This window comes from Streptomyces polyrhachis, from assembly GCF_042663125.1.
Lineage (GTDB): Bacteria > Actinomycetota > Actinomycetes > Streptomycetales > Streptomycetaceae > Streptomyces > Streptomyces polyrhachii.
In genome coordinates, this window is record NZ_JBHSZO010000038.1 from 39464 (window position 1) to 53701 (window position 14238).

The following is a 14238-nucleotide window of genomic DNA, read 5'->3' on the forward strand; positions in this document are numbered from 1 at the left end:
CGGGTTGGGGGTCTTCTAGCGGACCCCCTCCCAGAGCAGCCGCTCCTGCGCGCGGGGGTCCTTCTTCGGGGCGCAGTCGTCCGCGAAGACCATCGTGGTGCGGCCGGCCTTGTCGTACGCGGGCCAGCCGGGGTCTCCGGTGCGGGCGAAGGCGATCCACGCCCGGTGCATCGCGTCCGCGAGGGGCTGGGGCGGGGCGGGGCCGAGCAGCGGGGCGTACGACGGATCCTGGAGGCGGTCGAAGACGAAGGGGAGTTCCAGGGCGTGGCAGGCGCCCAGGCGGCCGCCGAAGCGGGGGGAGCGCCAGGCGAACTCGTAGACGTACGAGCCCGGTACGGCCTCCGCCAGGCGGATCGCCGGGACGCGGTAGAACCAGTCCGTCGCCACCGCGTCCAGCAGCTCGCCCGGTGATGCCCCCGGTCGCCCCTCGCGGTAACAGGCCAGTGCCCCGGGCGGGTTGACGCCGTAGGAGGCGGCCAGGGCGGTCAGGCGCGGCTCCGTGACGGCGTCCAGGCGGCCGGTGGGGGCCAGGAAGAGGCGGTACTCCTCGCGGTTGCTGCCGACCAGCAGCCCGACGCCGCAGTCGGCGGGCGGCAGGGCGAGGCCGTCCGCCACCGGCTCGAACGGCATCATGTTCAGCGCCGCCTCGCCCCAGAGGGCCGGGTCGGGGCGCGCGTTCAGCTCGCCGCGCAACGCCGCCTGCGCGGGCAGCAGTTCCGCCAGGGGCAGCGCGGCGAAAGCCTCCGCCGTCGCCGCCACCCCCAGCCGCCGCGCCAGCAGCGCCGTGATCCGCGCCGCCGAGGAGCGGCGCAGGAAGTGGTGGCATGCCCCGCTCTGCAAAATGGCGCGGTGGAACAGGCCCCGCGCCTCCTTCCCGGCCAGCAGGACGCCGATGCTCATCGCGCCCGCCGACTCGCCGAAGACCGTGACCTGGTCCGGATCGCCGCCGAAGGAGGCGATGTTGTCGCGCACCCAGCGCAGGGCGGCGAGTTGGTCGAGCAGTCCGCGGTTGTCGGGCCGGCCGTCCAGGTGCAGGAAACCGTCCACCCCCAGCCGGTAGTCGACCGAGACATAGACCACCCCGTCGCGGGCGAAGGCACTCCCGTCGTAACCGGGCGCGGCGGCCGAGCCGTTGGAGAACGCCCCGCCGTGCAGCCACACCATCACCGCCAGCCCCGCGCCCGGATCGGGCGCGGGTGTCCACACGTTGAGGTTCAGGCAGTCCTCGCCGGGGACGGTGGTCTCCGGGATGAGGGCGTCGAACGGCGGGGTGTAGGGCGCGCGCGGGGGCGTCGGTCCGTACGCCGTGGCCTCGCGCACCCCCGTCCAGGGCTCGACCGGCTCCGGCTCGCGCAGGCGGCGCGGGCCGAACGGCGGGGCGGCGTACGGCAGTCCGAGGAAGGACCACACCCCTTGCGGCGAGCGGCGCCCGCGCACCCGGCCCTGGCGGGTGGTGACCGTCATGCCGACAGGACCTCCAGCAGTGCCGCGTGGAACTCCTCGGGCCGCTCCAGGTGCACCGCGTGCCCCGCCTCGGGCACGGCGACCTCGCGCACCTTGCCGCCCTCGGCGGCGTAGCGGTCGAGCACCCGGCGCGTCTGCGCCACCATCGGCTGCGCCGGCGTCCCGTCCCAGCCCGGCACCACACCCGCCGCGCCCAGGTTCGCCAGGTCGAACAGCGAGGCGTCCGAGACGATCACGTCGTCCTCGCCCCGGATCCACAGCACCGGCGCCTTGGGCTCGACGAGGTGCAGGTCGTCGAGGCGGAAGTGCGTCGGGGCAAGGCAGTTGAGCACCCCCCGCGTCCCCGGCGCGATCCCCGGCCACGCCTCGGAGGGCACGCTGTCGCCCGGGTAGTGGTCGTCGCCGGTACGGGTGGAGAGCATCGCCTCGACGTACGCCGCCTCGTGCGCCAGGCGCAGCGGCGGCCGGACGTAGCAGCTCGTCAGCACCGAGAGCGGGGAGAGCGGCGAGTCCCCGCTGCGGTCGTTCTCCGCGAGGTGCCGTACGAACTCGGGGTTGGCCGTGCCGCCGCCGGAACCGGCGCCGTCGGGGGCGTTGAGCACGCCGTCGACCCCGTGCGTACCGCCGAATCCGTACGGGGAGACCGGGTTGACCAGCGTGAGCGAGCGGACGGCCGCGGGCCGGTCGCGCAGGTACTGCATGACCACGCCGCCGCCCATCGACCAGCCCACGAAGTGCGCCCGCTCGACGCCCAGTTCGGTGAGCAGCGCCGCGAGGTCGTCGGCGTAGTCGCGCAGCCCCCGGGTGGCGTCGACCGGTAGCGGATCGCTGCCGCCGAAGCCGCGCAGGTCGACGGCGAGCGGCCGGTAGCGCTCGGGGAGCGCGGCGAGGGTGGTGTCCCAGAAGGCGGCGGAGGAGACGTTGCCGTGGACGAGGACGACGGCCTCGCCCTCGTCGCGGAGGTCGGTGAGCTGGAGGGTCAGCCGGTCGGTGGTGACGCGGCGGGTGCGTGGCGGGGTCAACTCCGGTCCTTTCAGGAGAGCCAGGCGGCTGTCTGGGCGGTGGCGGCGCTGTGCCAGCCGAGTTCGAGGTGGTTGGCGCCGGTGATCGTGGCCCTGCCGCCGACGGTCGGGATGCCGGCGGTGTCCAGGGCGCTGGAGGTGAAGACCACGCCGTCGCTGGGCCCGCGGTTCTCGTTGAAGATGCCCAGGACGTCCGCGGAGCCGCCCGCGAGGAGGTACGTCGGGACGGCGGCGGGGACGCCGGCCGGTGTCATGGAGAACTCGGGGTGCGCCGTGTAGAGGCCGTAGCAGGTCATGTGGGAGTGCGGGGAAGGGGCGTTGACCTTGCCGCCGCACTCCGGCCAGATGGAGAAGTCGTGCGCCCAGCCGTGCGCGTACGGGTAGTCGTAGCCGCCGTTCGGGCCGCCGAGGGTGACGAGCCTGCGCACGTCGCCCGCGTAGGGGCGCCCCCACGTCGGCTTCAGGGAGGAGACGTAGGCGCGCGTCGACATCATGCCCTTGCTCCAGCCGACCAGGTCGACCTGGGAGACGCCGAGCTTCGCCCTGATCACCGCGATCGCGTCGCCGACCGTCTGCGCCTGCATGAGGTTGTCGCCCTGCTTGTGCGCGAAGCCCAGGGCGAAGACGCGGTGCCCGCGGCCCGCGAGGTACTGCATCAGACCGGTGGAGGGGCAGGATGCCGCACCGCAGCCGTAGCCGCCCGCCTCGCCCGGATCGGCCCAGGCGCGGTCGGCCGAGTCGTTCGCGCCGTGGACGAGGAGCACCGGCGTGGGGCGGCTGCCGGTGTTCCAGCCGGGGGCGGAGTACAGCAGGAAGCGGCCCGAGTACGGGCGGGTGGTGCCACCGAAGTAGGTGACGCGCTTGCCGTCCTGGTCACCGCGGCCATCCGGCGGGAAGCCCTCCGTACGGAAACCGCTGGTCGTGTCCAGATAGCGCTCCACGCGCTCCCAGCCGCCGGTGACGATGCCGGCGCCGTAGCCCGCCTCAAGCGAGAGGTACGGGGGAAGAGCGGCCGCCGCGGCGGAGCCGCCCGAGGCCGGCAACCCGGCCAACGCCAGGAGGAGGACGAGGCATAAACGCCACCGGACCAGCCGTACGGACTTCCCGCGCATCATCGACTCCTCAAGGACTCGGCCACGGCGCGCGGCATCCGGCGCGCGCTGCCCACGGTAGGCAGCCGAGCGTGGATGCCGTCATGTGCGTGAACTACACAAGAGAGGCGGGGGATATGGATACGGAGCGGCCGACTCCGCGCCGGATGCCGCCCCGGCGCCGCCTCTCCTGACGCACCGTCGCGTCCGCCTCCGGATCGTCTGGGTCGGTCAGCGAAGGGGTTGCGCCATGCGGAGGCGGGTGTCCTCCAGGTGCCGCAGCATGGTCATGCTGGCGGCGTGGCGGGCGCGGGCGTACGTTTCGAGGCGTTTGTCGACGGTGGCGGGGGCGCGGAGGGGTTCGGCCAGGGGGTAGGTGGAGTTGATGGTGTAGCAGGCGCCGACGGCGATCATGTGGGTGAGGTCCTCGGGGAGGCCGTGAGGGTGGGCGTCTCGGTAGGCGGCGGTGAAGCGGGCGAGTCCTTGGAGCCAGTGGGGGGTGGCGAGGATGCTGCGGGGGTCGGCGCCCAGGCGGGCGAGTTCCCAGGCGGCGAAGCGCGCGACGGTGGGGCGGAAGTCGACGATGGCGGCGACGTCGTCACCGTCGAGGAGCAGGTTGGGGGTGGTGAGGTCGCCGTGGACGATCTGCACGGTCAGTGCGGGCAGCGTGTCCAGGAGCGGGGCGATGCGCGGCAGGAGGGCGAGTTTCTCGGCGGCGGCCTGCTGCGCCCACGCCTCGAACTCGGTGAGCGGGCGGCCGGAGGCCGCCTTGGCGCGGTAGCCCTCGACGGTGGCGGTGAGGCGCCGGTGGCCGCGGTCGAAGTCGCAGGCCTTGTAGGCGGGTTGGCGGACGGGGGCGGCGTCCGGGTGGGCGGCCAGGACGCGGTGGAGGTGTCCGAGCGCCGCACCGGCGGCCTCCCACTGGGTTCCCGTGAAGCCGCTCTCGGCGGTGCCGGTGTGGGGGACGAACTCCCATACGCTCAGCGGCGGATCGCCGTCGGTGGTCAGGCGGCGGTCGGTGGTGGGGTGCAGGGCGGGTACGGGCAGGCCGGCGCGGGCGGTGAAGTGCGCCAGGGCGGCGGCCCGGCGTGCTTGGTCGAGGTCGGCTGCGGGCGGGTAGACCTTGACGAACAGCGGGCCCTCGCCGCTCTCGACGCGGTAGTTGTACGTCTCGGTGCCCCTGGCGGTGGGTGCCATGGTCTGCGCGGTGATGCCGTACTCCGTGCGCAGCAGGGCGGCCACCCGGTCCGGATCGGGCTGGTACAGGGCGTCGTCGGGCACGGCCAGGGTCTCCCATACGTTGCTGGAGCCGCGGTAAGGCGGCACGGGGGTGGTCAGTCGGACGGTTGATCGTCGGTGAAGGGGCGGCTGTTGACGGAAGTCTGCGATCGTTGGCCGATGCGCGCGCATCGTATTGACCGCCCGACCGATCTCGACGTGGTCCGTGAGTCCTATGACCAGGTGGCCGACAACTACGCCCACATGGTGGCGACGACGGGCATGGGTGACATCCGCCGCCATCCCTGGCTCAAGGCGTCGATCGACGCCTTCGCCGACACCGTGGGCGGTCTCGGGCCCGTCCTCGATGTCGGCTGCGGCCCCGGCACGGTGACCGGCTACCTCGCCGAACGGGGACTCGACGTATCCGGGGTGGACCTCTCCCCCGGATGATCGAGAACGCACGCCGGCTCTATCCGCACTGCCGCTTCAGCGTCGCCTCCGCCACCGAGCTCGACCTCGGTGAAGCGTCCCTCGGCGGCGTGCTCGGGTGGTGGTCGCTGTTCAACCTCCCCCGCGACGTCCTTCCCCAGGTTCTCGCCCAGGTCGCGTACGCCCTGAAGCCGGGCGGGCACTTCATCGCCGCCACCCACGTCGGGGACGAGGACGTGGTGCGTACCGAGGCCTACGGGGGAGTGCCCGTTCGCTGGACCACGTACAAGTGGCGGCCGGAGCAGCTCGTGGACCTGATCGAGCAGGCCGGACTGCACCCGGTCGCCGAACTCCGCCTCCCCGCGGACGAGCACAGCGGGCCGGGCGTGGTCGTCATGGCCGAGCGCCCCGTCTGAGGACCGGGCCATGCCGGTCGCCGGGCCGGACGCCGCTGTGAGATCGACCACGGTGCCATCCCCGCGGCCGGAGACCCGGCCGCGGCTTGTCGTGCGCCCGGACGCGGACGCGTGCGCCCGTACCCGAGCACGAGGCCGGCGAGACAGGAGGAGCAGGCGGACATGAAGCGGAACTGGATCGCCCCGGACCCCGGGCGCCTTCGGCTGCGTACCTCCGCCCGCGCCGTGCTCGGAGTGGGGCTGGGCGTCGTCGCGGTGGCGTCGGCGGGACTGCCTCTCGCGGCGGTCATCACCGGTGGGCTCGCCGCGATGCTGGCGCTGTTCGTCGTGGCGGACCCCACCGTGCGCCGCCAGGCCGCCACCACCGCCCTGCTGCCCGCCGTGGGCCTGCCGGTGCTCGCGCTGGCGACGCTGCTGGAGCACCTCCCCGCGGCCCGTGACGCCGCGTTCGTCGCGGTGGTCTTCTGCGGCGCCTACGCACGCCGCTGGGGCGCGTGCGGGCACGCCCTCGGGGTTTTCGGCTTCATGATGTTCTTCGTCACGTCAAGAGGGCACGGCGCGAGAATCCCCACCCTAGCCGGGTTTTCCCAGGTCGGCGGCCCCCTCAGCGGCGTCTCTTCGTTCCCGAGTTCGAGCAGGTTCGCTCACGTTTAACAGGGCTGATGCTGACCCAGCGCTGACTTTCCTGATGGTCCATCAGGTTTATCGGGATGATCGCGTCGGCGCCACATGCAAGGCGACGGGGAGCGGGCGGACCGTTCTCTGTTTGTCTCAGCGCAACACTGCAGCCCCCCGGTGTATGAGGACACCCCACTCGTCTGACGACCCAGCGTGTCTTCCCAGAGCGCCTCGGTCTTGTTGTTGCGGCGGCGGTGCCGCGACCCACCAGTTGATGTCCGTGGCCTCTGCTACGGTGCCCGAGATCGACGATCACGGGGGTTGGGGATGGTCGGCCAGTTGCGAGGCGAGCGGCAGCGGCGAGCGAGGATCCTGCGCTTCTGGCGGGCTGTGGAGTATTTCAGTCCCCCGAACGTGGACCGGGTCAGCCCGGGCAAGAACGTCTTCGCCGTACAGGTGGGTCGACCATTGCCCTGGGAAGCGGGCTCCCAGGTGAGCCGCGGGCGCCCCGGCCCCAAGTCTGTATGGCAGCACACCGTGTACGCGGGAATCTTCCCCATCAGCAAGGTGCGGGACATCCTGTTGGAGAAGTTCCGCGCGCCCGAGATCGAACGGGACTTCGACGGGCGGACAGGCGGCGACAGTGCCATGCTGTGCTTCATCGTGAATCAGGACGGCCGACTGATCAAGGACGGTGTCACGCTGTCCTCATGCGCGTGGGCAGTAGGGCAGACACTTGATCCCGGGCCACATGACGACCAGTGGCTGGTGGGTTTCGAGCAGTGCAGCACTCACCTGCTCCAGCGGCTGCTGGATCTCGGCGACGGAAAAGTCGAAGTCGAATGCCAGCCCGAAGTCGACGAGGGGTCCGTCGCCTCGGGACTTGGTCCGGTGGGGGGCCTCACGTCCCGGCTGGTCACGAGCGCGGCGAAAGGCGGTTTGGGAGCTGCTGCCGCTGTCGTCGGGGCGGGTCTTGGTCCGCTGGCAGGCGCGGTGACCGCGAAGATGATCGAGCAGGTCGGTGGGGACCTCCTGGACGCTGCCGCCACCAGGCTCACCGGGCGGGAGCAGGGCGGAGCGACTCCTTCCAGTGAGGCGCCACGTACTGGCGAAGGGCAGGAAAGAGCAGAGGCGAACGAGCCCCCAGCTGAGGTGGGTACGAAGATCCTTGACGCCCATGACCTGGCCGCCATCACCCGGTGGGTGGCTGCGCAGCTCGGGATCGACGATGCTCTCACCCCCGCCACGATCCGCATCAAGAGCCTCCCGGTCCCGATCCGCCGTGCCGACGAGGCGCCCGGAGGTACCTTCCTCAACAGCTTCTATGCGGACGATCTGAACCAGGTGGCAGACGCCCTCGAGGCGGGGCAGGCTGGCACCGCACTGGTGGACTACCTGCGTGCGGAAGCCGAGCTGGATCGGTTGCCCCGCGTCGATGTCCGCTGCATGCCCGAGGCAGTCCTGGACAGTGTCCAGCCATCGATGATGCCTGCGGGCCGGTGGCTCGCCGATGTCGATCAACCGCTCGTCCTCAGCCAGCAGTTCGCCGTGAACCGTATCCTGGCAACTCTAGGTCCTGATGACGGGCGCGGTATCTACGCGGTCAACGGGCCGCCGGGTACGGGGAAGACAACCATGCTGCGCGACCTGATCGCTGCCCTGGTAGTCCAGCGAGCCGAGCGGCTGGCGACCCTGGAGCGGCCAGAGGCCGCCTTCGGCGGCAAACGACTCTCGTGGCGTACGGAGGAGACGGCCGGCAGGAAGAACGAGCGCGCCTTCCACGCCCTGGCCCCCGCCCTTACCGGCTTCGAGATCGTGATCGCTTCGTCCAACAACGGAGCGGTGGAGAACGTGACGTTGGAAGTGCCCGGAGCGCGGTCGATCGGCGAAGCGTGGCGATCGCGTGCCGATTACCTCAGCGGCCCGGCTGGCCTGCTCCTCGAAGGAGACGCCTGGGGTGCGATAGCCGCCCGACTGGGCCGACGAAGCAACCGTACCGAGTTCGTCGAGCGTTTCTGGTGGACGGATCCAGCGAAGGCAGCCCACTCGCGGGGGCGGCCGGCAAGCGGGGAGCACTCCAGCCCAGGATTGCACGCGATGTTGAAGCTGCAGCATGATCGCCGTCGTATGGCCTCCTCACAGAGCGCCGGAGCGGCGGACATCGAGGCCGACGATACGACGCTGCCACTCGGGACCGAGAGTTGGAAGCAGGCCGTCCAACGCTTTACACGAACCCGAAGCAGGGTGCGCGAACTGGCTGACGAGCGCCAGGAGATCGCGAATCTCATGGCGAAGTTGGACGGTCCTGACGCCGTCATGGACGAGCTTCTGGCACGAGAGACAGCAGCTCAAGGCCATGCCCTCGTCGCGCAAGAGGAGCAGCAACGCGTCGAGGCCGCTCTTGGCGCCCACCGAGAGGAAGAGCGAGAGCGAAGCCTCGCGATGGTGCACGCGCGGGCTCGACTTGATCACGCCGAAGACAAGGTGCGGGAGGGGGAAGAAGGTGTCAGGGCGGCGGAGTCTGCTCTTCACGTCCATGATGCAGGGAAGCCCGGTCGCGTCAGGCGCCTGTTCGCCCGTGAAGCTCTCCGCCGGTGGGAGATCGAACGGATCCCGTTTCAGACGGCACTGGAAATGGCGGATGCGCACCTCGTCAGCCTGGAAGCCGCCCGCAACACATGCCGTGCCCAGCTACGCACCGCGCAGCGAGAGGTAGCTGCGGCAGCAGCCACGATCAGGCGGGCGGAGGCTCAAGTGTCGGCGTGGAGGCAGGCGTATCAGCGGCAAGTCGCGACAACGGTCGAGGCCGGCGCACAGGTGGATCGCCGCCGATCGGCCCGGCAAGCGGAACTCCAGCGGGTGGCAGAAGCCGAAGGGCGGTGGGGAGACCGCGTGCCAGGACGGGAGTGGCGGGCACCCTCTGATGATCGGCAGGCGATGGAGATACGAGAACTCTCTTCGCCTTGGATGGACCCCGAGTTCGCTGACGCTCGATCCGAGCTCTTCCTCGCGGCCCTGGATCTGCATCGCGCGCTCCTGGCCACGGCGCCCGACCGGGTACGCAAGAACCTACTGGCGGTCATGGACGTGGTCAAAGGGCAGGCGCCGGCCGACCTGCCCGCCGACGTGGTACTCGCAGCCTGGCAGGTGCTGTTCCTGATTGTCCCGGTGATGTCGACGACCTTCGCCTCCCTGGGCCGCATGTTCAGCCAACTGGGCAGCGAGGCGTTGGGCTGGCTGTTCGTCGACGAAGCCGGCCAGGCCGCACCCCAGGAGGTCGTCGGCGCTCTATGGCGATCACGCCGAGCGGTCGTCGTCGGTGATCCGCTGCAACTCGAACCCGTGGTCACCCTTCCCTGGAAGGGTCAGCGCCGACTCGCCCACCATTTTGACGTGGATCTTGACTGGGCCCCAGGTGCGGCTTCCGTCCAGACACTCGCCGACCGCCTCAACCCGTTCGGCACCTGGCTGGCAAACGAGGAGGGCGGCGACACCTGGCTGGGCTCTCCGCTGAGAGTGCATCGCCGTTGCGATCGCCTGATGTTCGACATCAGCAACAAGATTGCCTACGACGGGATGATGGTCTACGGAGTCGACCGAGAGCAGGACGACTTCCCACTGGTTCGGGGGAACGTATGGATCGATGTGCCCGCATTGCCAGGCGAGCAGAAGTGGAATCCAGGAGAAGGCCGGGCACTGCAGGACGTCATCGACAAGATCCGCAAGCGCACGGAGCGGGAGATCGCGAGAGAGATCCAGTCGGATACCGGCGATCTCCCGGGCGACGCAGCGCCGAGGGTTGGCCCGCGCGAACTGGATCGCAGACTGAGCGAGTCGCTCTTCGTCGTCAGCCCGTTCCGGGATGTTGTCCACGGTATCGACAGGGCGGTGGGGCAACGCCTCACGGACAGGCGCTACGGCACCGTACACACGACTCAGGGTAAGGAGGCGGACATCGTGATCCTGGTCCTGGGTACCGGCGCTGCCCAGGTCGGATCTCGGGATTGGGCATCCAAGACGCCCAATCTCCTCAACGTCGCCATCACCCGGGCGCGTCGCCGTCTCATCGTCATCGGCGACTTCGACGCCTGGTCGAGGCACCGCTATTTCAAGGATCTGTCCCAGCATGACCAGATCCAGAGGTGGCGATCCGAGCGCTATTGCCATCTGGACTGATGGGGGAGACATGCCACCCCGGCTTGCCACAACGGACTTCACCGGTCGTGCGAATGCTCAAATTTGCGGCATTGTGCCCGTAAGGTGCCGCACTCCCGTGGGGGCGCCCGCAGTGGAGGAGTTCCGGTGCGCTTGGATCCTGCTACGGGGTCGGTACGGCGCAGGGAACAACCGGTGCGGAACGAGCCTCTTCCTGGTGTAGCGGAGTAAAGGGGTGGGGGATGGACGCGTGGAGGAAGCGGCTGCGCAGGTTGGCGGGCGGGAAGAGGGTGTCGAAGTTGAGGCTGCGCCACCACGCCGTCATCACGGGCGGACCGGGTGAGGAGCGAGTGGCCGCTTCCGTCGGGCCGGATGGGCAGGTCGTGACGCTCTGGGCAGCGTTGCAGGATCTTGAACGGTTGCGGTCGGTGACGACGTCGCCCGGTTTCGCGACTTTCCCGGACGCCCGTAGCGCGCGCCCAGTGGCCGCGCGGGTCTCGACGCACTTCCCGAAGGCGGGTGAGAGCACGGCCATCAAGGAGCTTTCCCTTGCCCACGCGGACGTGCAGCCGCTGCCCGACGGGCGCGTCCTGGTGGTGGGTGCTCGATGCCGATGGCGTCCGGAGGGCCCTGACCGTAACGCGATCATCTACGACGCGGACGGCACGGTGCGGGCCGAGGCGACTCTGGGCGACGGGATCGAGCACCTCCTCACGACGCGCAGCGGGCAAGTGTGGGTGGGTTATTTCGATGAAGGTATCTTCGGCAACTATGGCTGGGGCGGTCCTGGACCCGCCGGTATCGGCTCCAGCGGACTGGTCCGCTTCAGTTCCGACCTCGAGCCGACCTACACGTTCCCCTCCGATGGCAACGAACCGTCGGGTTTCATCAGCGACTGCTACGCCCTCAATGTGGATGGTGAGGATGCGTGGACCAGCTACTACACCGACTTCCCGATCGTTCGAGTGCGTGATGAGGCGGTCGCAGGATGGCGTAACCCGGTCCGGGGCGCGAAGGCGTTGGCAGTCGACGGGACGCGTGTCGCGTTGTTCGGAGGCTACGGCGAAGCGTGCGCGCGGTTGGTCGTTGGCGAACTCGAAAGTGAGGACTTCCAGCCGGAATGTGAGTACAGGGTCGTTCTTCCTGACGGCAAGACGCTTCCCCCGAAGACGCAGGTCATCGGTCGCGGCTTCGACCTGCACTTCCTGACGGGTGATGACTGGTATCGCCTCGATCTGGAGCAGATCCCCCGGCTGGCATGAAAGGCACGCGCTTCCGGCAGTGCTGGGAGATTCACGGCCGTCTACCAGCTGTCGGCCACGCTGCGGGGGCGAGGAGCGACATCGTGCCGGGGCCGCGGCAGTGGTGGGCCTGACTGACGACGCGTTCCCGTCTGGCGGTACGAAGAGGCCGGCGATCAGCCCGATAGGATTCGACCATGGGGACCGCTGAGGCGAAGGTGTCGCTTACCGGGATCAAGCCGACCGGTGAGCCGCATCTGGGCAACTACATCGGGGCGATCAAGCCCGCGTTGGAGCTGGCAGGTGGTGCGGAGAGCATCTACTTCATCGCCGACTACCACGCGCTGACGACGGTGCGGGATCCGAAGTCGCTGGACCAGTGGACTCGTTCGGTGGCGGCGACCTGGCTGGCGTGCGGCCTGGATCCTGAACGCACTGTCTTCTACCGGCAGTCGGACGTGCCGGAGATCTTCGAGCTGCACTGGGTCCTGTCGTGCTTCTCAGCCAAGGGGCTGATGAACCGCGCCCACGCCTACAAGGCCGCCCGCGACCGCAACCGCGAGGCCGGCGTAGCGGACCTGGACGCGGGCGTGAACATGGGGCTGTTCAACTACCCCGTGCTGATGGCCGTGGACATCCTCATCATGGACACCGACCTGGTGCCGGTGGGCAAGGACCAGCTCCAGCACGTGGAGTACGCCGCCGACATTGCCGGCGCCTTCAACGCCCACTACGGCCAGACCTTCGCCCTGAAGATTCCCAAGGCCGTCATCCCCCAGGAGGACAGCGGGCGCAGCCTGCCGGGGACCGACGGGCGCAAGATGAGCAAGTCCTACGGCAACACCATCCCCCTGTTCGCCCCCGAGGCCCAACTGCGCAGGCTGGTACGCAAGATCCCCACCGACAGCACGCCGGTGGAGGAGCCGAAGGACGCGGATGCCTCGGCGGTCTTCCAGATCCTCCAGCACTTCGCCCCCGAGGCCGACAGCGCGCAGGTACGCGAGCGACTGGCGGCCGGCGGGATGGGCTGGGGCGATCTGAAGAACACCCTGTTCGCGTCCCTCAACGACCATATCGCTCCGATGCGCGAGCGCTACGACGCGCTGATGGTGCCCGGCGGCGAACTGGACGACCTCCTTGCGCTGGGCGCGGCCAAGGCCCGCAAGCGCGCGCGCCCCGTACTGGAGCAGGTCCGCCAGGCGATCGGTATCGGCTGAGGACGCCCACGCCGTCGGTATGCAACCACGGTGGCGACAGCGTGGCTGGTCGGGTGCGCGCTTGGTGGTCGGCGGGCAACTCCTCGCGGGGCAAGCCGACATACAGTATGCGCATGACATTTATCCGTCGTGTCGCCGAGCGGACCGGTAGGCGTGTCGCCACGGCATTCTGGGCGTCCGATCGGGCACTTGGCGGCTTGAACCCCCCTACCCGATTCCAGCGATTCGCTGCTCGCCGTCCTCTCCTCGCAGGGTCGATGATCGGAACGATCATCGCGCTGCCGCTGATTGCCATGAGCTGGCAGGAAGCGGCCACCCTGGGAAACGGCCTGCCTCTGCTTGGACTGTGGCTGCTCATGTGCCTCGTGTTCGCCCTGACGGCCTTCAGTGAAAAGCTCAGGCAGAAGCGTCTTCAACGGCTCGGAGTGTGGAGTCCCGCTACTGGCGATTCGGCTGGACCGTAGGGCAGCTCATCGGGATGCAGTCGCGGCGGTGATTTGGTCGGCCGCATGCACAGGTCCACGACCGCCATGGCCAGTCGGGTCGGGACGCGGGTCGCGCCTGAGAGGCATTCCCGCGCCCACATGTGCTGTCACGACACGTCGCGAAGTTTGCAGGGGCGCAACCCTCCTGGTGCTCTCCCTCAGTTGTCGTGGTCACGGTCGACTTCAGGTGTTGGATGCCGTGTGCTCGGGATCATGGTGGCTGCGAGGGAGTTGCGGATGGCCTGCTGGCTCAGGTCCAGCGCCTGGTTCACCGTCTCTGCGTGGTGCGCCGGTAAGGCGCCGCTGTCCAGGGCGGTGGCTTCCAGCAGCATGTGTAGCTGCCGTTCCTGGGCTGCGGTGAGGTGGGTTCGGCAGCCGGGGTGGCGTAGGAGGTCGCGGGCCGTGTAGCCGTCGGCGGCGGTCAAGGTTCGGGTGATCGTGAGTTCGGCTGTGCTGCGGGCTTCCTTGGGGTGCGTGGCGGCGAGGGCGTCGTGGAGTGCCAGGCCGAGGCGGGTGTGGAAGACCGGTAGGCCGGGGGCGGTGGCTTCGAGGGTTTGGTGGGCGGCGCAGGCTCGGGCGGCTTCGTCCGTGCTCGGCGGTGTGCCGCATAGGAGGGTGAGCACCGCGGTGACCGCTCCCTCCCAGGGGTCTCCTGCTCTGGTGTGCTCGATCAGGTTGCGGGCTCCGGCATGGTCGTGGTCGGCGAGGTGGGCCAGGATCTTGATCTGGCGGCCGTCGAGCATGCGGTCGCCTACGCCTCGGTGCTGGTGGAGGTGGCGGGCGGCTTCAGCCCAGCGTCCGGCGGTGGCGAGGGCCTGCGCGGTAGTGAGCCTTTCCCAGTAACGGGTCGTCGCTCGCTGTGATCGCGATGCTGGCGCT

General features: G+C 69.7%; 8 protein-coding genes and 3 pseudogenes. 6 read left to right on the forward strand and 5 right to left on the reverse strand.

The genetic code is table 11. The features are described from left to right. Positions 1-15: 15 nt before the first annotated feature. The 4 genes from ACFQLX_RS21205 to ACFQLX_RS21220 all read right to left on the reverse strand — a co-directional run bounded on the left by ACFQLX_RS21205 (position 16) and on the right by ACFQLX_RS21220 (position 4858). The gene (locus ACFQLX_RS21205; protein WP_386417479.1) at positions 16-1464 is read right to left on the reverse strand and encodes a carboxylesterase/lipase family protein; all 1449 of its coding nucleotides are present in this window, start codon (positions 1462-1464) and stop codon (positions 16-18) included. Next, on the reverse strand, positions 1461-2486 hold the full coding sequence (locus ACFQLX_RS21210; RefSeq protein WP_386417481.1) for an alpha/beta fold hydrolase: 1026 nt from the start codon (positions 2484-2486) through the stop codon (positions 1461-1463). The genes ACFQLX_RS21205 and ACFQLX_RS21210 overlap by 4 nt, the downstream gene beginning before the upstream one ends. A gap of 11 nt (positions 2487-2497) precedes the next feature. Next, positions 2498-3601 (reverse strand): esterase/lipase family protein, encoded by a 1104-nt coding sequence (locus tag ACFQLX_RS21215; RefSeq protein ID WP_386417483.1) that lies wholly within the window; start codon positions 3599-3601, stop codon positions 2498-2500. A 207-nt stretch (positions 3602-3808) separates the two neighbouring features. Beyond that, the gene (locus tag ACFQLX_RS21220; RefSeq protein WP_386417485.1) at positions 3809-4858 is read right to left on the reverse strand and encodes a phosphotransferase enzyme family protein; all 1050 of its coding nucleotides are present in this window, start codon (positions 4856-4858) and stop codon (positions 3809-3811) included. Positions 4859-4975: 117 nt separating this feature from the next. On the opposite strand from ACFQLX_RS21220, the pseudogene ACFQLX_RS21225 reads away from it, so the two are divergent. From ACFQLX_RS21225 to ACFQLX_RS21250, 6 genes and pseudogenes are all read left to right on the forward strand, one after another. Next, positions 4976-5643: pseudogene (locus tag ACFQLX_RS21225) on the forward strand (class I SAM-dependent methyltransferase). A gap of 162 nt (positions 5644-5805) precedes the next feature. Next, a pseudogene (locus tag ACFQLX_RS21230) lies at positions 5806-6198 on the forward strand (FUSC family protein); the annotation flags it as partial. 390 nt (positions 6199-6588) lie between these two features. Further along, the gene (locus ACFQLX_RS21235; protein WP_386417487.1) at positions 6589-10437 is read left to right on the forward strand and encodes a DEAD/DEAH box helicase; all 3849 of its coding nucleotides are present in this window, start codon (positions 6589-6591) and stop codon (positions 10435-10437) included. Positions 10438-10766: 329 nt separating this feature from the next. Continuing rightward, positions 10767-11678, forward strand: coding sequence for a hypothetical protein (locus tag ACFQLX_RS21240; protein WP_386417489.1), 912 nt, complete (start codon positions 10767-10769; stop codon positions 11676-11678). 176 nt (positions 11679-11854) lie between these two features. Beyond that, a complete protein-coding gene (locus ACFQLX_RS21245) occupies positions 11855-12874 on the forward strand; it encodes a tryptophan--tRNA ligase (protein WP_386417491.1) in 1020 nt (339 codons plus the stop codon). 257 nt (positions 12875-13131) lie between these two features. After that, positions 13132-13338 carry a hypothetical protein gene (locus ACFQLX_RS21250; RefSeq protein WP_386417493.1) on the forward strand — a complete coding sequence of 69 codons (207 nt, stop codon included), beginning with the start codon at positions 13132-13134 and terminating at the stop codon, positions 13336-13338. 179 nt (positions 13339-13517) lie between these two features. Here the strand turns inward: ACFQLX_RS21250 and ACFQLX_RS21255 are convergent. Next, positions 13518-14238: pseudogene (locus ACFQLX_RS21255) on the reverse strand (hypothetical protein); the annotation flags it as partial.